Source organism: Roseovarius autotrophicus (genome assembly GCF_018069895.1).
In the GTDB taxonomy this organism is placed as follows: Bacteria; Pseudomonadota; Alphaproteobacteria; order Rhodobacterales; family Rhodobacteraceae; genus Roseovarius; species Roseovarius autotrophicus.
Window position 1 is genome coordinate 66,454 of sequence record NZ_JAGQDH010000009.1, and the last position, 20,734, is coordinate 87,187.

At 64.7% G+C, this 20,734-nt stretch carries 21 protein-coding genes and 1 riboswitch; of the genes, 18 read left to right on the forward strand and 3 right to left on the reverse strand.

What is annotated here, in order from left to right; genetic code table 11:
• Window positions 1-10 precede the first annotated feature (10 nt).
• Entirely contained in the window at window positions 11-637 is a 627-nt protein-coding gene (locus tag KAK09_RS11315; protein WP_210879049.1) for a hypothetical protein, read from the forward strand.
• A 35-nt stretch (window positions 638-672) separates the two neighbouring features.
• Here the strand turns inward: KAK09_RS11315 and irrA are convergent, their stop codons facing one another.
• Complete coding sequence (gene irrA / locus KAK09_RS11320; RefSeq protein ID WP_210879050.1) at window positions 673-1,104, reverse strand: iron response transcriptional regulator IrrA; 432 nt, start codon at window positions 1,102-1,104, stop codon at window positions 673-675.
• A gap of 180 nt (window positions 1,105-1,284) precedes the next feature.
• Between irrA and fabA the strand changes: the two genes are divergently transcribed.
• The 4 genes from fabA (at window position 1,285) to KAK09_RS11340 (ending at window position 4,217) form a co-directional block, all read left to right on the forward strand.
• Window positions 1,285-1,794, forward strand: a complete 510-nt coding sequence (gene fabA / locus KAK09_RS11325; protein WP_210879051.1) for a bifunctional 3-hydroxydecanoyl-ACP dehydratase/trans-2-decenoyl-ACP isomerase — start codon at window positions 1,285-1,287, stop codon at window positions 1,792-1,794.
• A 27-nt stretch (window positions 1,795-1,821) separates the two neighbouring features.
• Window positions 1,822-3,051 carry a beta-ketoacyl-ACP synthase I gene (gene fabB, locus KAK09_RS11330; RefSeq protein WP_210879052.1) on the forward strand — a complete coding sequence of 410 codons (1,230 nt, stop codon included), beginning with the start codon at window positions 1,822-1,824 and terminating at the stop codon, window positions 3,049-3,051.
• Between the two features lie 7 nt (window positions 3,052-3,058).
• Complete coding sequence (locus KAK09_RS11335; protein ID WP_210879053.1) at window positions 3,059-3,850, forward strand: enoyl-ACP reductase FabI; 792 nt, start codon at window positions 3,059-3,061, stop codon at window positions 3,848-3,850.
• A gap of 67 nt (window positions 3,851-3,917) precedes the next feature.
• Window positions 3,918-4,217 carry a hypothetical protein gene (locus tag KAK09_RS11340; RefSeq protein WP_210879054.1) on the forward strand — a complete coding sequence of 100 codons (300 nt, stop codon included), beginning with the start codon at window positions 3,918-3,920 and terminating at the stop codon, window positions 4,215-4,217.
• Window positions 4,218-4,227: 10 nt separating this feature from the next.
• On the opposite strand, the gene KAK09_RS11345 is transcribed toward KAK09_RS11340, so the two are convergent.
• Entirely contained in the window at window positions 4,228-5,103 is an 876-nt protein-coding gene (locus KAK09_RS11345) for a glycosyltransferase family 2 protein (RefSeq protein WP_210879055.1), read from the reverse strand.
• Window positions 5,104-5,214: 111 nt separating this feature from the next.
• On the opposite strand from KAK09_RS11345, the gene miaB reads away from it, so the two are divergent.
• The 9 genes from miaB (at window position 5,215) to trmB (ending at window position 13,683) form a co-directional block, all read left to right on the forward strand.
• Entirely contained in the window at window positions 5,215-6,540 is a 1,326-nt protein-coding gene (gene miaB, locus KAK09_RS11350; protein WP_210879056.1) for a tRNA (N6-isopentenyl adenosine(37)-C2)-methylthiotransferase MiaB, read from the forward strand.
• 189 nt (window positions 6,541-6,729) lie between these two features.
• Window positions 6,730-7,299 carry an OmpA family protein gene (locus KAK09_RS11355; protein ID WP_336244450.1) on the forward strand — a complete coding sequence of 190 codons (570 nt, stop codon included), beginning with the start codon at window positions 6,730-6,732 and terminating at the stop codon, window positions 7,297-7,299.
• An 11-nt stretch (window positions 7,300-7,310) separates the two neighbouring features.
• On the forward strand, window positions 7,311-7,622 hold the full coding sequence (locus KAK09_RS11360) for a hypothetical protein (RefSeq protein ID WP_210879058.1): 312 nt from the start codon (window positions 7,311-7,313) through the stop codon (window positions 7,620-7,622).
• Between the two features lie 169 nt (window positions 7,623-7,791).
• Window positions 7,792-8,754, forward strand: coding sequence for a PhoH family protein (locus KAK09_RS11365; RefSeq protein WP_210879059.1), 963 nt, complete (start codon window positions 7,792-7,794; stop codon window positions 8,752-8,754).
• 3 nt (window positions 8,755-8,757) lie between these two features.
• Window positions 8,758-9,246 carry an rRNA maturation RNase YbeY gene (gene ybeY / locus KAK09_RS11370; protein WP_210879060.1) on the forward strand — a complete coding sequence of 163 codons (489 nt, stop codon included), beginning with the start codon at window positions 8,758-8,760 and terminating at the stop codon, window positions 9,244-9,246.
• Between the two features lie 39 nt (window positions 9,247-9,285).
• On the forward strand, window positions 9,286-10,173 hold the full coding sequence (locus tag KAK09_RS11375) for a transporter associated domain-containing protein (protein ID WP_210879061.1): 888 nt from the start codon (window positions 9,286-9,288) through the stop codon (window positions 10,171-10,173).
• Window positions 10,166-11,668 carry an apolipoprotein N-acyltransferase gene (lnt, locus tag KAK09_RS11380; RefSeq protein ID WP_210879062.1) on the forward strand — a complete coding sequence of 501 codons (1,503 nt, stop codon included), beginning with the start codon at window positions 10,166-10,168 and terminating at the stop codon, window positions 11,666-11,668. The genes KAK09_RS11375 and lnt overlap by 8 nt, the downstream gene beginning before the upstream one ends.
• A gap of 38 nt (window positions 11,669-11,706) precedes the next feature.
• Window positions 11,707-11,754: riboswitch (SAM-SAH riboswitch) on the forward strand.
• A 5-nt stretch (window positions 11,755-11,759) separates the two neighbouring features.
• Window positions 11,760-12,926: a methionine adenosyltransferase gene (gene metK / locus KAK09_RS11385; RefSeq protein WP_210879063.1), complete on the forward strand. Its 1,167-nt coding sequence runs from the start codon at window positions 11,760-11,762 to the stop codon at window positions 12,924-12,926.
• Between the two features lie 43 nt (window positions 12,927-12,969).
• Window positions 12,970-13,683 carry a tRNA (guanine(46)-N(7))-methyltransferase TrmB gene (gene trmB / locus KAK09_RS11390; RefSeq protein WP_210879064.1) on the forward strand — a complete coding sequence of 238 codons (714 nt, stop codon included), beginning with the start codon at window positions 12,970-12,972 and terminating at the stop codon, window positions 13,681-13,683.
• 129 nt (window positions 13,684-13,812) lie between these two features.
• Here the strand turns inward: trmB and argE are convergent, their stop codons facing one another.
• Window positions 13,813-14,976, reverse strand: a complete 1,164-nt coding sequence (gene argE / locus KAK09_RS11395) for an acetylornithine deacetylase (protein WP_210879065.1) — start codon at window positions 14,974-14,976, stop codon at window positions 13,813-13,815.
• A 207-nt stretch (window positions 14,977-15,183) separates the two neighbouring features.
• On the opposite strand from argE, the gene cimA reads away from it, so the two are divergent.
• From cimA to KAK09_RS11415, 4 genes are all read left to right on the forward strand, one after another.
• Window positions 15,184-16,791 (forward strand): citramalate synthase, encoded by a 1,608-nt coding sequence (gene cimA / locus KAK09_RS11400; RefSeq protein ID WP_210879066.1) that lies wholly within the window; start codon window positions 15,184-15,186, stop codon window positions 16,789-16,791.
• Window positions 16,784-17,557: a squalene/phytoene synthase family protein gene (locus tag KAK09_RS11405; protein WP_210879067.1), complete on the forward strand. Its 774-nt coding sequence runs from the start codon at window positions 16,784-16,786 to the stop codon at window positions 17,555-17,557. The genes cimA and KAK09_RS11405 overlap by 8 nt, the downstream gene beginning before the upstream one ends.
• A gap of 528 nt (window positions 17,558-18,085) precedes the next feature.
• A complete protein-coding gene (locus KAK09_RS11410; protein ID WP_210879068.1) occupies window positions 18,086-19,324 on the forward strand; it encodes an MFS transporter in 1,239 nt (412 codons plus the stop codon).
• Between the two features lie 170 nt (window positions 19,325-19,494).
• Entirely contained in the window at window positions 19,495-20,670 is a 1,176-nt protein-coding gene (locus KAK09_RS11415) for an aspartate aminotransferase family protein (RefSeq protein WP_210879069.1), read from the forward strand.
• Window positions 20,671-20,734 lie beyond the last annotated feature (64 nt).

Genomic DNA, 20,734 nt, shown 5'->3' on the forward strand with positions numbered 1-20,734 from the left:
GAGAAAGAGAATGTCTGCGACCGAGAAGCTGCTCGCCCGTATCCGTGATCTGCAGGACGAACTGGAAGAGGAATTCGCCCGCCGCCGCGACGCGTTCCACTATGGGGTCGAGAACGGGCGCGTGGTGTTCGAGGCCGAGGTGCGCCGCCGCCACCGAGAAATGCGCGTGCGCCTTGTGACCTTCCTGCGCCGGACGCGCCCTATGACGGTGCTGACCGCACCGCTGGTTTACAGCCTGATCGTGCCCTTCGTTCTGGTTGATCTGTTCGTGACGGTCTATCAGGCTGTCTGCTTTCCGGTCTACGGCATCGACAAGGTCCGGCGCGCTGATTTCATTCGCGTGGACCGTCACCATCTTGCCTATCTCAATGCGCTGCAAAAGCTGAACTGCGTCTATTGCGGTTATTGCAACGGCCTGATCGGCTATGTGCAGGAAATCGCCGGCCGGACCGAGGCATTCTGGTGCCCGGTCAAGCATGCCGCGCGGATCGGGGCACACCATGCCTATTACGCGCAATTCGTGGATTACGGCGATGCCGAAGGGTTTGCCGAAGGTCTTGCCACCGCGCGCCGCCGGATCACGCGGCCCGGTTTGTCTGGGATCAACTCACGCGATTGCGACACCTTGCCGGACTGAGAGACGCGGGCGTGAGAGACGCGGACCGAGAGGGGTTAGCGCTTGCGGCGCAGGCGGATCACCACATCGACGCTGGCGATCTCGGCGCCTTTGGGGGCGCGGGGCAGGCGGGCGATTTCGAGATCCTCGGCGGGGGCGTCGGTCAGGCGATTCTCGTCTTCCCAGTAGAAATGTGGGTGGTCATGGGTGTTGGTGTCGAAATGGCTCTTGGAGCCGTCAACGGTGATCTCCTGCAACAGACCCGCCTCACAGAAGGCGCGCAGCGTGTTGTAGACCGTGGCGAGCGAGACGCTTTCGCCCTGCTTGCGGGCGCGGGCGAAAAGGCTCTCGGCGGTCACATGCCGGTGTTGTCCGTCTCCCACCAGAAGCCGCGCAAGCGCCACGCGCTGACGGGTCGGGCGCAGCCCGACCGAGCCGAGCCAGTCCGAGGCGATTTCGGTGGGGTGCGAAGCGCTCTGCACGTTCATCACAGGTCCTTCCCGTATCCATCCGTGCATACTAAGGCGTGAGGGCGCCGGATTTCAAACAAAATCCTCGGCCGCGAAAGATGGACGCAGATGCGGCGCAGGCTTGCAACGGGGATTTCCCCGGTGTTACAGGGACTGAAATATTCGCCCTCTGACCTTGACCAAGAAAGGGTCGCCCGAATGGCCGATTATCCGAGCAGTTTCGACCGAGACGATCTGCTGAAATGCGCGCGCGGAGAGCTTTTCGGACCGGGCAACGCGCAACTGCCCGAACCGCCCATGCTGATGATGGACCGTATCACCGAAATCTCGGGCGATGGCGGCGCGCATGGCAAGGGGCATGTGGTGGCGGAATTCGACATCCGCCCCGACCTGTGGTTCTTTCAGTGCCATTTCCCGGGCAATCCGATCATGCCGGGCTGCCTGGGTCTTGACGGGCTGTGGCAGTTGACCGGCTTCAACCTTGGCTGGCGCGGCTGGCAGGGACGGGGCTATGCGCTGGGCGTGGGTGAGGTCAAGCTGACCGGCATGGTGCGGCCGGATCGCACGATGCTGACCTATCACGTGGATTTCACAAAGGCGGTGCAGACAAGACGCCTGACCATGGGCGTGGCCGATGGCCGCGTGGAGGCCGATGGCGAAATCATCTATCAGGTCAGGGACATGAAGGTGGCGCTGAGCGAAAGCTGAGCCACGAAGTGAGCAAAGGAGGCGGCGATGCGTCGAGTCGTGGTGACCGGGCTGGGGATCGTGTCCAGCATCGGCAATAATGCCGCCGAGGTTCTGGCCTCGCTCAAGGCGGGGCGTTCGGGGATCCGGTTCAACGAGGAGATGGCCGAGCATGGCTTTCGCAGCCGTGTGTCGGGGATGATCGACCTTGATATTGCCGAGCATGTGGACAAGCGCGCGCTGCGTTTCATGGGCGGCGGGGCGGCCTATGCCCATATCGCCATGGGCCAGGCCATCGCCGATGCGGGGCTTGAGGAAAGCGATGTGGTCAATCCGCGCACGGGCGTGGTGGCCGGATCGGGCGGGCCCTCGACAAGCGCGATGCTCGCGGCGCATCAGGTCGCGCTCAAGACCGGATCGACCAAGCGGATCGGGCCTTTTGCGGTGCCCAAGACGATGTGTTCCACGATCTCGGCCAATCTGGCCACGTCCTACAAGATCAAGGGCCTCAATTATTCGATCACCTCGGCCTGCACCACCTCGCTGCATTGCATCGGCCACGCCACCGAACAGATCATGTTCGGCAAGCAGGACGTGATGTTCGCGGGCGGCGGTGAGGAACTGGACTGGTCGCTGTCGTGCCTGTTTGACGCCATGGGTGCTATGTCGTCGAAATACAATGACACCCCCGAGACCGCGAGCCGCGCCTTTGACGCGGGGCGCGACGGGTTCGTGATCTCGGCGGGCGGCGGGATCGTCGTGCTGGAGGAGCTGGAGCGCGCGAAGGCGCGGGGCGCGAAGATCTATGCCGAGGTGACGGGCTACGGCGCCACGTCGGACGGGGCGGACATGGTCGCGCCCTCGGGCGAGGGCGGCGAGCGGGCGATGCGGCTGGCGCTCTCGACCCTGCCAGAGGGGCGCAAGGTCAGCTATATCAACGCGCACGGCACCTCGACGCCAGTAGGTGATGTGGGCGAGGTCGAGGCGGTGAGGCGCATCTTCGGGCGCGGCGCCACTCCGCCGATCAGTTCCACCAAGTCGATGGCGGGCCACAGCCAGGGCGCGACCGGCGCGCAGGAGGCGATCTATTGTCTCCTGATGCTTCAGGACGATTTCATCGCGCCTTCGATCAATGTCGAGACGCTCGACCCTGCGCTTGACCCCGCCGAGATCGCCACCGCGCGCGTGGACAATGCCGGACTTGATACGGTAATGACCAACAGCTTCGGCTTTGGCGGCACGAACGGTTCGATGCTGCTCGGCAAATATCAGGGATAAGAGTCACATGACCATTTCGATGCAGGGCAAGCGCGGGCTGATCATGGGGGTCGCGAACGACCGCTCGATCGCATGGGGGATCGCCAAGGCGATGCGCGAAGCGGGGGCCGATCTGGCATTCACCTATCAGGGCGAGGCATTTGGCAAGCGTGTGGCCCCGCTGGCCGAAAGCCTTGGCTCGGATATCCTGATCGACGCGGATGTGACCGATGATGCCTCGCTCGATGCGGCGTTTGACGCGCTGGCGGAACGCTGGCCCGCGATTGATTTCGTGGTCCATGCCATCGCCTATTCGGACAAGTCCGAACTGACGGGCCGGTTTCTCAACACGTCGCGTGCGAATTTCAAGCATTCGCTCGATATCTCGGCCTATTCCTTCATCGAGGTGGCGCGCCGCGCCTATCCGATGATGAAGGCGCAGGGCGGCACACTTCTGACGCTGACCTATCAGGGCTCGAACAAGGTCGTGCCGAATTACAACGTGATGGGCGTGGCCAAGGCCGCGCTTGAATCGGTGACGCGCTATCTGGCCAATGACCTTGGCCCCGACGGGATCCGCGTCAACGCGATCAGCCCCGGCCCGATGAAGACATTGGCGGGCGCGGCCATCGGCGGGGCGCGCAAAACGTTCCGCCATACCGAGTTGAACGCACCGTTGCGCGCAAATGCGACGCTCGAGGCCATTGGTGGCACCGCCGTGTGGCTCGCCTCTGACGCGGGCGCCTGCACCAGCGGTGAGGTGATCCATGTCGATGGGGGCTACCACGTTCTGGGGATGCCACAGGCCGAGAATCTCTGACGCCGCGCAGAGGCCCTCAGTGCGCCGCATTTCCGCCATGGGCGGGCGTTAGCGTGCAGCCATGTCCATGGTCCATGCCCCAAAGACGCCGCGAGAGGAACTCTATGCCGCACGGGCGCGCAAGGCGCGTGCCCGCGCCTGGCCGGTGGGGATCCTGCTTGTGGGCAGCATCGGCGCGGCGATCTGGCAGGAGCCGCGCCTTTGGCCCAAGGGGCACGAGATGATGCAGGATGCCTCGGTTGTTCTTGTCCGGATGACCGAGGGCAATGACCGGGTGCGCGGCTTTTTTACCACGCTGACCGGAGGGCGCACCCCCGACAGCAAGGTCGGGTTGGCCGAAAAGCTGTCCGATGTCCTCGCGCGCTGAGCCGTGCCGCTCAGAACCACTGGCCGGGTTCGATCAGCCCCAGATCCAGCAATTGTCGTGAGTGCCATTCGAACGGCACGGAGTTGTGCCATTTGAAGCTGCGGATGTCGAAGGTCGAGCCTGGGTTGCGCTTGAGCGCCTTGGCCGTGCGGAACGAGACCAGCGCCGCCGTCAGGTTGTTGTGCCAGGGACAGGCATAGGTGTTGTATTCCTCGTCCGAGAATGTGTGATCCTCGCGCAGGCGTAACCCCGATCTGGCGCGGAAGAGCGCGATGCGGTCGATTTTGCGCCGGGTCGCGGGGATATGTTCCTCATAGCGCCAGCGCAGCCCGCCGTAGAAGTCTAGCTGCCGCTCCTTGGGGCGGTTTGGGTTGTCGGGATCGGGGCGGCCAAGCGCGTAATAGCCGGAACGGTCCAGATGCGCCTCTTCCAGACAGACCGCATCGCGGTGGCGGTCGAGATCGGGTGCGTAGAGGTCGATCACATAGCTGAGCATCGCGTTGCGGCGTTCTTCGGTGTGAAAGGCCAGCAACTCGCCTACGGTGCGCGTTTCGCAGAACGGGTAGAACAGGTATTCGGCGTTGTAGCAGTAATACAGCCAGAGACCGGGCGCTTTCTCGATCACCGCGTTGACAGCGTCGGTCAGATCGTCGCTGGCGGCAAGATCGTGGCGGATGCGAACGAGACGCGGGTCGGCGGCTACATCATCGGCCACGCCAAAGGTGTCGGGCGCGAAAAACAGGACCGCCTTGAACCCAAGGTCGAGATGATGGCGCAGGGTCGAGTCGAGTTCCGTCTCGTCCTCGGCAAAGATCAACGCCACCGGCCCGCTGGCCAGCGCCTTGCCCGGTTGTGCGAGAAACGCCTTGAGTGTCGATGCCGTCATTTTTCTGTCCTGCCCGATTTTCCGCAGAATCGGCAAAACCGCCGGGCATTGCAAGAGGGGGCGGCCCTGATGTAGGAACGCGGCTTGAATCCTCAGGCAGGAGGCGGGTGCATGGTCGCTCCGAAAAAGCTCTTTATCAAGACCTATGGCTGTCAGATGAACGTCTATGACAGCGAGCGCATGGCCGAGGCCATGGGCGGCGCGGGCTATGTCGAGACTGACCGGCCCGAGGACGCTGACATGATCCTGCTCAACACCTGCCATATCCGCGAGAAGGCCGCCGAAAAGGTCTATTCCGAACTGGGCCGGTTTCGTGGGCTGAAGGAGGCAAAGCCCGACCTCAAGATCGGGGTGGCGGGTTGCGTGGCGCAGGCCGAGGGCGAGGAGATCATGCGTCGCCAGCCTCTTGTCGATCTGGTGGTGGGCCCGCAGAGCTATCACCGCCTGCCGCAGATGGAGGCGCGGGTGCGCGAGGGCGGAAGGGCGCTCGACACCGATTTTCCGCTGGAGGACAAGTTCGACACGCTGCGCCACCGCCCCAAGGCGCGGCGCGGGCCGACCGCGTTTCTGACCGTGCAGGAGGGGTGTGACAAGTTCTGCGCCTTCTGCGTGGTGCCCTATACGCGCGGGGCCGAGGTGAGCCGTCCGGCGGCGCGGGTGCTGGAGGAGGCGCGCGATCTGGTGGAACGCGGCGTGCGCGAGATCACGCTTCTGGGGCAGAACGTCAACGCCTATCACGGGACCGGAGAGGGGGGCGATTGGTCATTGGCGCGGCTCATCTGGGCCTTGAATGACATCGACGGGCTGGAGCGTATCCGGTTCACGACCTCGCATCCAAACGACATGAGCGATGATCTGATCGCGGCGCATGGCGAGTGTGCCAGGCTCATGCCCTATCTGCACCTGCCGGTGCAGTCCGGTTCCGATCGCATCCTCAAGCGGATGAACCGCAAGCACACCGCCGAGGGCTATCTGCGGCTGATCGAGCGCATCCGCGCGGCGCGGCCCGATATCCTGATCTCGGGGGATTTCATCGTGGGCTTTCCCGAAGAGACCGAGGCCGATTTTCAGGCTACGCTCGATCTCATCGAGGCGGTTGGCTATGGGCAGGCGTTTTCCTTCAAGTATTCCACCCGCCCAGGAACCCCGGCGGCGGAACGCCCGCAGGTCGATGACGCGGTGAAATCCGAGCGGCTCCAGCGGCTGCAAGACCTCATCACCCGCCAGCAGCGGGCGGTGCAGGATGCCATGGTCGGGCGCACCGTCGGGGTGCTGTTCGAAAAACCGGGCCGCCTGCCGGGGCAGATGGTGGGCAAATCCGACCACCTGCACGCGGTTCATGTGGCCGGCAGCGGCCTGAACGTGGGCGATCTCGCAAGGGTTGAGATTGTCGATAGCGGGCCGAACTCGCTCGCCGGGCGCGTTCTGGCTTCCTGACTGCGGAAACTCTGGCGAAACAGGGGCGATATTGCGGCGCCGTTGGGATTGTTTCCGGCAGGGCCACAATATCTGGTAGAATTTGCTTAACATGGACCACAAGTCTGCTAGACTTTCGCCACATTCTGAACAACGCAATACTGGCGCCGGTAAACCGGCCAGATGTGGGGGACGAGGGAAGTGGTTGCGATCAGGTCGGACATTCTGAACAGGGTCGCCGGTGCAGCGGTGATCGGGGCACTTGCGCTTTCGGTCGCGGCGGGTGCGGCCAAGGCGCAAGCGGGACAGCGCACGGTGGTCGGAGAGCGTTACATTCCCACGATCTGGATCGATCCGGACGGCTGCGAGCATTGGGTGATGGATGACGGTGCCGAGGGTTACATGAGTCCTCACCTGACAAGGGACGGCCGTCCGGTCTGCCGCGACCTGAACCTGTGCGGCACAGTCCAGACCGATCAGCTGTTTGCCACTGACAGCGCCCGTATCAGCCCCGCCGCACAACAGCGCCTGCGCGAATTCTTCCAGAATGCCAACGCGGTGTCCTATACCATCGTCGGCCATACGGACAGCCGCGCCTCGGATGAATACAACATGCGCCTCTCGTTGCGTCGCGCGAATGCCGTGGCCAAGGTCGCGCGAAACGCGGGCGCACGCATCTCGGACGTGCGCGGCTATGGCGAGCGGATGCCCAAGGCATCGAACGCCACCGCAGACGGCATGGCTCAGAACCGCCGTGTCGAAATCATGTGCTGGCGCTGAGGGTCTTTGTCATGAGCATTGTCAAAATCGTTCTCGCCCTTCCCGTTGTCGGGCTGCTTGCGGCCTGCACAGGTGGGCATGGCAGCGTCGGTCCCGACAAGACCCGTGACCGGGGAACCGACGCCAAGCATCTCAGCCAGTTGCAGGCCGGAATCTGGGTCGATCCCAATGGATGTGACCACTGGATCATCGACGATGGTCTGGAAGGGTATCTTTCGCCGCGTCTTGACCGCTATGGCAAGCCGGTCTGCTCCGGGATCGCGCCGCCCACCGTGGCTACCGGACCGTTCAAGAAGGGCAGCCGCATTCCCGATTTGCTCTGATTGCGGCACAAGGCAGGATGCAGGACCGGGGCGCAGGCGCGCCCCGTTTCTTTTTCCCCTCCCGCACTTGCACGGGGCGGCGCATCTTGGCACTGTGGACTCGGACCTTTGAAACTGGGAGACTTGTTTGGGAACCAGCGCACCGCCCCCCGCCCCCGACAGGACCGCGATGCATCAGGCCGCGGTTGAATTCCCCGATAACAAGCTTTTGATAGACCTCTGCGGCGAGTATGACCGCCACCTTGCCGAGATCGAGCGGGTTCTCGCCGTGCAGATCGTGCGGCGGGGCAATCAACTGGCCGTTCTTGGCGAGGAAGATGCGGTGCAGGCTGCAGCGGCGGTTCTGCACGCGCTCTATGCGCGGCTTGAATCAGGCAAGGCGGTGGAATTTGCCGATGTGGACCGCGAATTGCGCATGGGGTCCGACGATGACGCGGGCGGCCTCGACGGCGATCAACTCGAGATGTTCAAGGGCGGCGCCGTCGAAATCCGCACCCGCAAGAAACTGGTAGAGCCGCGAACCGACGCGCAGAAATCCTATGTCAAATCGCTCTTCGCGCATGAGCTTGCCTTTGGCATCGGGCCTGCGGGCACCGGCAAGACCTATCTTGCCGTGGCGGTCGGCGTGAACATGTTCGTCGAGGGCCATGTGGACCGGATCATCCTGTCGCGCCCCGCCGTGGAGGCGGGTGAGAAGCTGGGCTACCTGCCCGGCGACATGAAGGAGAAGGTCGATCCTTACATGCAGCCGCTTTATGACGCGCTTGGCGATTTCCTGCCCGGCAAGCAGGTGCAGAAGCTCATCGAGGAAAAGCGCATCGAGATCGCACCCTTGGCCTTCATGCGCGGGCGCACGCTGTCGAATGCCTTTGTCGTGCTTGACGAGGCGCAGAACGCGACTTCGATGCAGATGAAGATGTTCCTCACCCGTCTCGGCGAGGGCTCGCGCATGGTCATCACCGGCGACCGCACCCAGATCGACCTGCCACGCGGCGTGCCCTCGGGGCTGGCGGATGCCGAGCGGCTTTTGACCGCGATACCGCAAATCAGCTTCAACTATTTCACGGCGAAGGACGTGGTGCGCCACCCGCTTGTGGCAGCGATCATCGAGGCCTACGAGGCGGACGGCTAGGCCATGCCCGTCGAGGTGATGATCGAGGACGACCGCTGGGGGGTAGTGGGGATCGCGGCGCTGGCGGACCGCGCGGCTGATGTGACGCTTGCGCATCTGGGGCTGGCGTCAGCGGCGTGGGAAATCAGCCTTCTGGCCTGCGACGACGCCCGCATCGCCACCTTGAACGCCGATTTCCGAGGCAAGCCCACGCCGACCAATGTTCTCAGCTGGCCCGCCGAGGATCTCTCTCCCGATATGCCGGGCGATATGCCCCTGCCGCCGGAACCGGACGAGGACGGCTTTCTGGGCGACATTGCCATAGCTTACGACATCTGCGCCCGCGAGGCGGCGGAGGCGGGCCGTCCGCTGGCCGATCATGTCACGCATCTGACCGTTCATGCGGTGTTGCATCTTCTGGGCTATGATCACATCCGTGACCCGGATGCCACGCTGATGGAGGCGACCGAGGTAGCGATACTTGGCAAACTGGGGGTTCCTGACCCATATTAGACGGGATGGGGCAGGACCCCGCCACCAGAGAAGAGACGGATGGGCGAAAGTATAGACGGATCTCCTAGCGCAGCGCGTCGCGCGCAGCCTGACGAGATGGCCGAAAGCGAGGAGACAGGCGGGTTTTTCCGCCGTGTTCTGGGCATATTCAACCCGCAGGACGAAACCGAGGAAACCGTCGCCGCGGCTTCACTGGCAGGGGGAGCCGTGCCGGGCATGGGCAACCTGCACAACATGGCGGTCGAGGATGTGGCGATTCCCAAGGCCGAGATCGTCGCCGTGCCGGTCGATATAGGGATCGACGACCTGGTGCAGGTGTTCCGCGAGAGTGGCATGACGCGCCTGCCGGTCTATGAGGGCACGCTCGACACGCCGCTTGGCATGGTCCATCTCAAGGATTTCGCGCTCAGGCACGGGTTCAATGGCAAGGGCACGCCGTTCGCGCTTCGGCGGATGCTGCGCCAGGTGCTTTATGTGCCGCCATCGATGCCCATCGGCGTGCTGTTGCAGAAGATGCAGGCCGAGCGGCGGCATATGGCGCTTGTCATCGACGAATATGGCGGGGTGGACGGGCTTGTGACCATTGAGGATCTCATCGAACAGGTGGTGGGCCAGATCGAGGACGAGCACGATACCGAGGATGACGCGCTCTGGACCGAAGAGGCACCGGGCTGCTATGTCGCGCTCGCCAAGACCCCGCTCGACATGTTCGAGGCCGAGATCGGCCTGTCGCTGACCGAGGCCGAAGAGGTGGACGAGGAAGAGATCGACACGCTTGGGGGGCTGGTATTCATGCTTTTGGGTCGGGTGCCGGTGCGCGGCGAGGTGATCGAGCATCCTGCCGGGCCGGTTATCGAGGTTCTGGAGGCCGATCCCCGACGCATCAAACGGGTGCGGGTGCGGCTCAGGACGCCTGAGAATGGCTGAGGTGGCGCTGACGCGGCTGGCGGATCTGTGGTGGGGCTGGCGGGCCGTGATGCTTCTGGGGATCGGGGCCGTGGCTGCGCTCGGGCAGGCGCCCTGGGGGCTGTGGCCGCTCACGATCCTCGGACTGGCCCTGTTTTACGGGCTTTATCTTCAAGTAACGGGTTGGCGTGCGGCGGCGTTCGTTGGCTGGTTGGTGGGGACTGGGCACTTTCTGCTGGCCTTTCACTGGATCACCGAGCCGTTCATGGTCGATGCCGCGCGTCACGGCTGGATGGCGCCGTTCGCGCTTCTGGGGCTGGCGGCGGGCATGGCGCTTTACTGGGGGGCGGGGCTGGCGCTGGCGCGGGTCATGGGCGGCGGCGCGATGGCGTTCGTGGCGTGGCTGGGACTGGCCGAGATTGCGCGTGGCTGGCTCTTTACCGGGTTTCCCTGGGCACAGGCGGGCCATGCGCTGATCGACACGCCGCTTCTGCACTGGGCGTCCTATCTTGGCGCGCCGGGTCTGCTCACGCTCATTCTCGCGGCGGCGGTGGCGCTGTGGCATATGGTGGCGGGGGCGCAGGGGCGCGGTGCGCTGGCGCTTGCCGGAATGGCCGCGCTCTGGCCGCTTGGCGTGGCGCTGACCCCCGAGGCGGGGCCGGAGGCAGGCGCCCCGGTTATCCGCCTTGTCCAGCCGAATGCGCCGCAGCACGAGAAATGGAAGCCGGAGCGGGCCCGGGCCTTCCTTGATCGGCAGCGCGCCTTTACGGCCGCGGATGAGGTGCCCGATCTGGTGGTGTGGCCGGAGACCGCAGTGCCTGTCTGGCTTAACCATGCGGGCGAAACGCTCGAGGCTGTGGCGGCTTCGGCGCGCGGCGCGCCGGTTGTGCTGGGCATCCAAAGGTTCGAGGGGCGGCGAATCTACAACTCGCTTGCGGTCGTAGAGCGGGGGGGGGTGGTGAACGAAGTCTATGACAAGCACCACCTGGTGCCTTTTGGTGAATTCATGCCTTTTGGGGATTTTCTCGCTAAAATAGGCATTTACGGCCTCGCCTCGAACGAGGGGCAGGGTTATTCCGCCGGGAGCGGGGCGCAGTTGATCGACCTCGGGCCGCTTGGCCGGGCGCTGCCGCTGATCTGTTACGAAAGCGTTTTTGCGCGCGATCTGCGGGCGGCGCCGGGGCGGGCGGACATGATCCTGCTCATCACCAACGATGCCTGGTTTGGCCAGATTTCCGGTCCGTATCAACACCTTGCACAAGCCAGTTTGCGTAGCGCAGAGATGGGCCTGCCGATGATCCGGGTGGCCAATACCGGCGTTTCGGCGATGATTGACGCGACCGGCCGCATAACCGAGGCCATCCCTTTGGGCGACGCGGGCTGGCGCGATGCGGTTCTTCCGCGGGCCTTGCCGGAGACGGTTTATGCCCGTTTCGGGGACGCGCCGATGCTGGCGCTTTACGCGCTGCTGCTGGCCTTGTCGCTTTGGCGCAACAGCGCGCGCGGCCACAGATAGCGATTGACGTCGGCCGTTGGCGGGCGTAACGGTCTGGAATCCCGTCACAACGGCTTCCTGGCGTGGCGGATGTATCCAATGGAGCATTTTCATGGCACGACAGAACTACCTCTTCACCTCTGAATCCGTATCGGAGGGGCATCCGGACAAGGTGTGCGACCGGATTTCGGATTCCATCCTCGACGCGTTCCTGCGGGAAGAGGCCCATGCGCGTGTAGCGTGCGAGACGTTTGCGACCACCAATTGTGTTGTGGTGGGCGGAGAGGTGGGTCTATCAGACGAGTCGCGCCTGTCGGAATTCATGGGCCGGATCGACGGGATCGTGCGCGACTGTGTGCGCGATATCGGTTATGAGCAAGAGAAATTTCACTGGAATACCTTGCAGTTACATAACATGCTTCATCCACAGTCGGCGCATATCGCGCAAGGGGTGGATCGTGACGGGGCGGGCGATCAGGGGATCATGTTCGGTTATGCGGTCGATGAGACGCCCGAGCTTATGCCCGCGCCGATCCTCTATGCGCACGCCATCCTGAAGCGGCTGGCAGAGGCAAGAAAATCAGGTACGGAAAAGACCTTGGGCCCCGATGCCAAATCGCAGCTGACGCTGCGCTACGAGGGCGGCAAGCCGGTCGAGGCGACGCAAATCGTGCTTTCGACGCAGCATACCGACGAGGCGCAGACCAGTGACGATATCCGTGCAATCGTCGAGCCGTATATTCGGGAAGTTCTTCCGAAAGAGTGGCTTACAGAGCATACTGAATGGCATGTGAATCCCACGGGCACCTTCGTGATCGGCGGGCCGGATGGCGATGCGGGGCTGACGGGGCGCAAGATCATCGTCGATACCTATGGCGGCGCGGCCCCGCATGGTGGCGGGGCATTCTCGGGAAAAGACCCGACGAAGGTAGACAGATCAGCGGCTTATGCGGCGCGCTACCTTGCCAAGAACGTGGTGGCGGCGGGGCTGGCAAAGCGGTGCACCTTGCAGGTGAGCTATGCGATCGGCGTGGCCAAGCCGCTTTCGATCTATGTCGATACCCACGGCACCGGGCAGGTGGATGAAGCCGCTATCGAAAAAGCGGTGGCCGAATGCATGGACCTGACGCCGCGTGGCATCCGCGAGCATCTGGACCTCAACAAGCCGATCTATGCGCGCACGGCGGCCTATGGCCATTTCGGGCGCGCACCGGAGGCCGATGGCGGGTTCTCCTGGGAACGGACAGACCTTGTTGATGCTTTGAAAAAAGCCGTTTGATCAAAGGAATGGCGCGCGATCTTCGTGCGTCAATCAACCTGATATGAGTGCTCGGAAACACCCGACTGGCGCGCCATGGCGCAATTTTCACGGACGGTTCAAGGGGAAAACCCTCAAGCCGAGCCAGGAGGCGTGGCTGGACGAGGACCTTGGCCCGCTCTCGCCCGGAGCGGTTGACTGGGACGTGAATCCAGCCCGCAATCCAATTGATCTGAAAGAGTATTTCGGAGATCGGGAAATCTGGTTGGAGATCGGTTTTGGCGGTGGCGAGCATATGGTGCATCAGGCGGTGACGAACCCGGAGATTGGGATCATCGGCTGTGAGCCTTACATCAACGGTGTCGCGATGCTTTTGGGCAAGATCCGGGCCTCAGGTGCACAGAATATTGCGGTTTATCCCGGCGATGTCCGCAACATGTTCGATGTGTTGCCTGATGGGTCGATCTCGCGCGCGTTTCTGCTCTACCCCGATCCCTGGCCGAAAAGGCGCCATCACAAGCGGCGCTTTGTCACCGAGGGTCATTTAACTCCGCTTGCCAAGTCCATGAAAAAAGGTGGTATTTTCAGGATCGCAACGGATATTCCCGATTATGTGCGCCAAAGTCTTGAAGAGGTGCCGCGCCACGGGTTCGAGTGGCTGGCCGCGGGGCCGTCCGACTGGCGCGAGCCTTGGGGGGACTGGATCCCGACACGATACGAGCAGAAGGCGCTGCGCGAAGGCCGCGTGCCGCATTACCTGACCTTTCGGCGCGTGTGACCGACCGGTGGGTTTCGGCGGAATGGGGCGGGTAATTTTGGCTTGGAGCGGATGTTGGAAGCCGCCGCGCCTTTATTCCGCGCATTGGTGGCAAGCTTCAGATGTCCGCTCCAGGCCAAAAGCCGCGCCTCAGCCTGCAATCCGCTCACCGAGACGCCCCAGCATGTCGAGGCAATGCTGCAACTGATCGAGCGCTACGTATTCGTCGGGCTTGTGGGCCTGCTCGATGGAGCCGGGACCGCAGACGACCGCCGACATGCCGTAGCTCTGGAACAGCCCCGCCTCGGTGCCGAAGGGGACGAGATCGGCCCCGTTCGCGCCGGTGAGTTCCAGCAAGATATCGCGGGCCTCGTTAAGCGTCGTCGGCTCCAACCCGTCCACCTCGCCGATCACCTCTGTGATGATGCTGGCCTCGGGGCAGACGGCGCGCATCCGCGGCAGCAGCATTTCCTCACAATAGCGGCGCAGGTCATCCTTGACGAACGCGGCATCGGCGCCTTGCACAGGGCGCATTTCCCATTCGATGGTGGCGTTCGACGCGATGACATTATGGGCGACACCGCCCTTGAGCGAGCCGGTGTTGATCGTGGTCCAGGGCGGATCGAAGCGGCTGCCTTCGGGCGCGCGTGCGCGCAGCGCCTCGGCCAGTTCGAGCAGGCGGTTGACATAGCGCACGGCATATTCGACCGCATTCACGCCCCGGTCGGGCGCAGAGCCATGCCCGGCCTCGCCGTGAAACCGGGTGGTGTATTCGTAACAGCCCTTGTGCCCCTCGATCACGCGCATCATCGTTGGCTCTCCGATGATGGCGACGCCGGGGCGGATGCCGCGCGCGCGCAGGCTCTCGACCAGGGCCTGAGCGCCCAAACAGCCCACTTCCTCGTCATAGGTAAAGGCGAAGTGGATGGGGCGCGCGCGCACCTTCTCGGCGAACAGGGGGGCCATGGCGACGGCGGCGGCGATGAAGCCCTTCATGTCGCAGGTGCCGCGCCCGTAGAGCCGCCCGTCGGTTTCGGCCAACTCAAACGGGTTGGTGGCCCAATCCTGCTCGGCCACGGGCACCACGTCGGAATGGCCCGAGAGCACGATGCCGCCATCCACCTCGGGGCCGATCGTGGCGAAGAGATTGGCCTTGTGGCCGATCTCGTCGTGAAGGATCTCGACCCGCGCGCCATGGCTTTCGAGCCGGTGCGCGAGATAGGCGATCATGTCGAGATTGCTAACCTCCGAGATGGTCGGAAAGGCGATGAGATCGCGCAGGAGAGAGACGGTATCGGCAAGATGCGTGTGCATGGTTCCTCGGGTCATTGGCAACCGGGGCAGAGTGGGAAGGCTGTGCGTGCGCGTCAAGGGGCCTCGGCGCGGGCCGTGATCCGGCGGGGCTTTTTTCCACCGGGTTTCGCATGTAGGACAGGAGCGCGGGCCGAAGGGCGCGGAGTGAGGGACCGGCCCCTCGCACTCCCCGGGATATTTGAGCCAGAAGAAGGATGAGGCGCGGCTATGGTCAAGGACAGGCTCTGGCTTTATGACACCACCCTGCGCGACGGGCAGCAGACCCAGGGCGTCAGTTTCTCGACCGCCGAGAAGGCGCAGATCGCGGCGGCGCTGGACCGGTTGGGGGTGGATTACATCGAGGGTGGCTGGCCCGGTGCGAACCCCACCGACAGCGCGTTTTTCGAGACCGCGCCCGCAACGCGCGCGACCATGACCGCCTTTGGCATGACCAAGCGCGCGGGCCGGTCGGCGGAGAATGACGAGGTGCTGGCGGCGGTTCTGAATGCCGGTACGAAAGCGGTTTGTCTGGTGGGCAAGACCCATGATTTCCACGTCACCGCCGCCCTTGGAATCAGCCTTGAGGAAAACACCGACAATATTGCCCGGTCCATTGCCCATGTGGTGGGGCAGGGGCGCGAGGCGCTGTTTGATGCCGAGCATTTCTTTGACGGATACCTGGCCAATCCCGGCTATGCGATGGCGTGTCTGCGCGCGGCGCTGGACGCAGGCGCACGTTGGATCGTGCTGTGCGACACCAATGGCGGCACCGCACCTGCCGCGATCGGGCGGATCGTGGCCGAGGTGATCGCTGCGGGTATCCCCGGCGACCGTCTGGGCATTCATTGCCATGACGATATGGGCATGGCGGTGGCGGGCAGTCTGGCGGCGGTGGACGCGGGGGCGCGGCAGGTGCAGGGCACGCTCAACGGTCTGGGCGAGCGCTGCGGCAATGCCAACCTGACCACGCTCATCCCGACGCTTCTGCTCAAGGAGCCGTATGCCAGCCGTTATGAGACCGGGGTGACGCTCGAGGGATTGCGCGGCCTGACCGCCATCAGCCGACAGTTGGACGAGATACTCAACCGCGTGCCGTTGCGGCAGGCGGCCTATGTGGGGGCCTCGGCATTCGCCCACAAGGCGGGGCTTCATGCCAGCGCGATCCTCAAGGACCCGAGCACCTATGAGCATATCGACCCCGAATTGGTCGGCAATGCGCGCATCATCCCGATGTCCAATCAGGCCGGGCAGTCGAACCTGCGCCAGCGGCTGAGCGAGGCGGGGATCGTGGTGGACCCCGGTGATCCGGCGCTTGCGCGGCTCTTGGAGGTGATCAAGGCGCGCGAGGATCAGGGTTATACCTATGACAGCGCGCAGGCGAGTTTCGAGATCCTCGCGCGCAAGGAACTGGGGCAGATGCCCAGCTTTTTCGAGGTCAAGCGCTACAAGGTCACGGTGGAGCGGCGCAAGAACAAGTATGACCGCATGGTGAGCCTGTCGGAGGCGGTGGTCGTGGTCAAGGTCGATGGCGAGAAGAAACTTTCGGTTTCCGAGTCGATGGATGCCGAGGGCTGCGACCGGGGGCCGGTCAACGCGCTGGCCAAGGCACTGGCCAAGGATCTGGGCCGCTATCAGGATCAGATCGCCGACATGCGGCTGGTCGATTTCAAGGTGCGCATCACCCAAGGCGGCACCGAGGCCGCGACACGGGTGATCATCGACAGCGAGGACGGGCAGGGGCGGCGCTGGTCCACGGTGGGGGTCAGCCCCAATATCGTCGATGCCAGTTTCGAGGCGCTGCTCGATGCGATCAACTGGAAGTTGCTGCATGCTTGACGCCGAGATGCGCGCCTGTGCCGATCTGGTGCGCCGTGCCGATCCGGCACGGTTCCGCGCCACCATGGCGGGGCCGGTGGCGGCGCGGGTGCGGCTTTTCCCGATTTATGCCTTCAATGTCGAGGTGGCGCGCGCGCCCTGGGTCACGCAAGAGCCGATGATCGCCGAGATGCGCCTGCAATGGTGGCGCGATGTGCTGGCCGAGATCGCAGGCGGCGGTGCGGTGCGTCGTCACGAGGTGGCGACGCCGCTCTCGGCGGTCGTGGATGCAGAGGGCGCGCGCCTGCTCGATGCGCTGATCGAGGCGCGGCGCGCGGATATCCTGCGCGCGCCTTTTGCCGATGAGGCGGCGCTCTGGGCCTATCTCGATGCCACGTCGGGCAACCTGATGCGGGTGGCGGCGCGGGCACTGGGGCAGGCGGGCGAGGGGGCGCTGGGGCCTGCGGGGCTGGCCCTGGGGTTGGCGAACTGGCTGCGGGCGATTCCCGCGCTTGAGGCGGCAGGGCGCGCGCCCTTGCCCGATGGGCGCGCGCAGGCGGTGCGGCGGCTGGCGGAGGAGGGGCTGGAGCATTTGCGTGCGGCACGGGCACGGCGGGCGGAGGTGGCGCGCGCCGCGCGCCCGGCGCTCCTGCCGCTCTGGGAGACGGGGGCGGTGCTCAGCCGCGCCTTGCGCGCGCCCGAAGCGGTGGCTGAAGGGCAACTCGATCCTGCGCCCGCGCGCAGCGGGGTGATGCTTGTCTTTCGGGCGATATCGGGGCGCTGGTAGAAGTCCGGCACCCTGCACAAGGTCTGAATAACGGGCCTTGCGCAGGGCGGTGGAACGTGTGCGGCAGCTTGCACGCTGCGATCTTGCTGACGAGGTGGGACAAGTTTCGTCAGATGTCGTGACTGGTGACATACGACACAAGTTGGCGACAAATGGGCCGATCAGTCAAATGACAACACCGTGCGCGGCGCGTGATTGGCGAATTACCGCTGTGTCAGGTCGGTATCGGCCGCCAAATGCGCGGCCTTGATCCGGTCCGGGGTGCGGCGGCTGCCGTCATGGCGCTGTCCCGGTGGTTTCAGGCAATAATCCAGCCGATCGCACTAGGTGATCCCCTATTGTGACGCGTTGCGGCAAATCCCCACTCATTCGTGACAGACCACGTGCGCCACTTGTTGCGCGGGCGCGTGCGCGCGCGGCGTGACCATGGCCTATCCCCGCGCCATGCCCTGAAAACGACATCATGTGGCGTCGTGCCCTGCCAAGCCGGGGGGCGCAGCCCGTGGCAAACCGGGGCAGGGAGGCCCCATGTATCCACGTTCCGTACCCGACTGGCTGCGTCATCCGCCCGCCCCTTCGGTGCGCGGCTTCGGCCTTCTGGCGGGGTTCGAGGCGATGGCGCGGGGCATCCTCATCTCGGTCATGCCGCTCGAGATCTACCGTGCGCTCGGGGCGGCCGCGCGGGTGTCAGAGGTATATTTCCTCGTGGGCCTCTTGTCGCTCGCGACCGGGCTGATGGTGCCCTATGTCACCCGCTTCGTGCCACGCCGCCGGGTCTATGCAGGCGGTTGCGTGATGTTCGCCGCCGGCGCGGGCCTTGGCGCGATAGGCGGGCCTCTGGCGATGGTGGCGGCGCTGGCGCTGGTGACGGCGGCGACGGTGACGATCTTCGTGTGTTTCAACGCCTATGTGCTCGATCATATTGCCAAGGCGGATCTGGGGCGCTGCGAGACCTCGCGCATGTTCTTCGGTGCCTTCGGCTGGACGGTGGGGCCTTGGCTTGGCGTGGTGCTGCTTGATCTGTGGCGGCCCCTTCCCTTTGCCATCGCGGCGCTGGCCGCGCTCACCATGATGGGCGTGTTCGCGTGGCAGCGGCTGGGCAACGGGCGGCTCATCACCCGTGCGCGCGGGCCCGCGCCCAACCCGCTCGCCTGGTTGCCGCGCTTTGTGGCGCAACCGCGCCTTGTGGCGGGCTGGATCTTTGCCGTGATCCGCTCCTGCGGGTGGTGGGTCTATGTGGTCTATCTGCCCATTTTCGCGGTCGAGCGGGGCTTGGGCGAATCGCTTGGCGGGATGCTGCTGTCGGCCTCGAACGGGATGCTCTTCGCCACGCCGCTGATGCTGGCCTGGATGCAGCGCCGCTCGATCCGGCAGGCGGTGCGCACCGGGTTCACGGTGGCGGGCGCGCTTTTCCTTGTCGCGGCCCTTGCGGGGGGCTGGCCATGGGCGGCGGTGGCGGCGCTGGCGCTCGCGTCGGTCTTTCTGGTACTGCTCGACATCTCGGCGGGGCTGCCCTTTCTGCTGGCGGTCAAGCCCTCGGAGCGCACCGAGATGTCGGCGATCTATGCCAGTTTCCGCGATGTCTCTGGTATCGTGACACCGGGGGTGGCGTGGCTCGTGCTGCTCGCCGCGCCGCTCTCGGGGGTGTTCGCGGTGGCCGGTGCGGGGCTATTGGGCTGCGCGCATCTGGCCGGGCGGCTGCATCCGCGCCTCGGCACCGTGCGGGCCCGCGAAATTCCGCTTCCCCAGGGCCGGGAAACCGGCTAAAGCGCCGCCATGATCACGCTGCGCACATATGCCGGAACCCGACGCCGACGCATCCGCGCCTGACGTTTCCTCCGTGATCCCGGTGCACCCCGCACCCCCCCCAGCCCAGATCGTTGACTTGCCCCCGCCCATGCGGCACTCAAGGGGCCAATTGTGCAAAGGACCATGCCATGATCCCGTCGATCCTGCCGACCTACAACCGCGCGCCGCTGAGTTTCGTCAAGGGCGAGGGAAGCTGGCTCATCGAGGCGGACGGGCGACGCTTTCTTGATCTGGGCGCGGGCATCGCGGTCAATGCGCTCGGCCACGCCCATCCCGATCTGGTGGCAGCGCTGACCGAGCAGGCGGGCGCGCTGTGGCATACCTCGAACCTCTATCACATCCCCAAGCAGCAGGAACTCGCGGACCGGCTGGTCGCGGCAACCTTCGCCGATACGGTGTTCTTCACCAATTCCGGCACCGAGGCCTGTGAGTTGGCGATCAAGATGGCGCGCAAGTATTTTCATGATGCGGGCCAGCCGGAGCGCACCACCATCCTCACCTTCGAGGGCGCGTTCCACGGCCGCTCCTCGGCGGCCATCGCCGCCGCCGGGTCGGAAAAGATGACCAAGGGGTTCGGGCCGTTGCTGCCTGGCTTCCGCCATCTGCCCTGGGGCGATCACGACGCGCTCCACGCTGCGATTGACGAGAGTGTGGGCGCGATCCTGATCGAGCCGGTGCAGGGCGAGGGGGGCATTCGCGCGCTGCCCGACCAGTGCCTGAAGGGGCTGCGCGCGCTTTGCGACGAAAACGGCCTGCTTTTGATCCTGGACGAGGTGCAATGCGGGATGGGGCGCACGGGGCGGCTCTTTGCCCATGAATGGGCGGGCGTCACGCCTGACATCATGATGGTGGCCAAGGGCATCGGCGGCGGCTTTCCCCTGGGCGCGGTGCTGGCCACCGAACGCGCCGCCGCCGCCATGGGCGCGGGCACGCATGGCTCGACCTATGGCGGCAACCCGCTGGCCTGTGCCGTGGGTTGCGCGGTGATGGACCATGTGGCCGATCCGGCCTTTCTGGCGGAGGTGAACCGCAAGGCGGCGCTCCTGCGGCAGCGGCTCGAAGGGCTGGTGGCGGCGCATCCCGCGATCTTCGAGGAGGTCCGCGGCACGGGGCTGATGCTCGGCCTCAAATGCCGCGTGCCCAACACGGACGTGGTGCAGGCGGGCTATGACTCGCTTATCGCCACGGTGCCCGCCGCCGATAACGTGCTGCGCCTTCTGCCTTCGCTCACCATCACCGACGAAGAGGTTGCCGAGGCGCTTACCCGCCTTGACGCCGCCGCCACCGCATTGGAAACGGCCTGAGTTTCTTCTGGCCTTAAATATCCCGGGGGTGTGGGGGCTGGCCCCCACCTCCGCCCCAAGACAC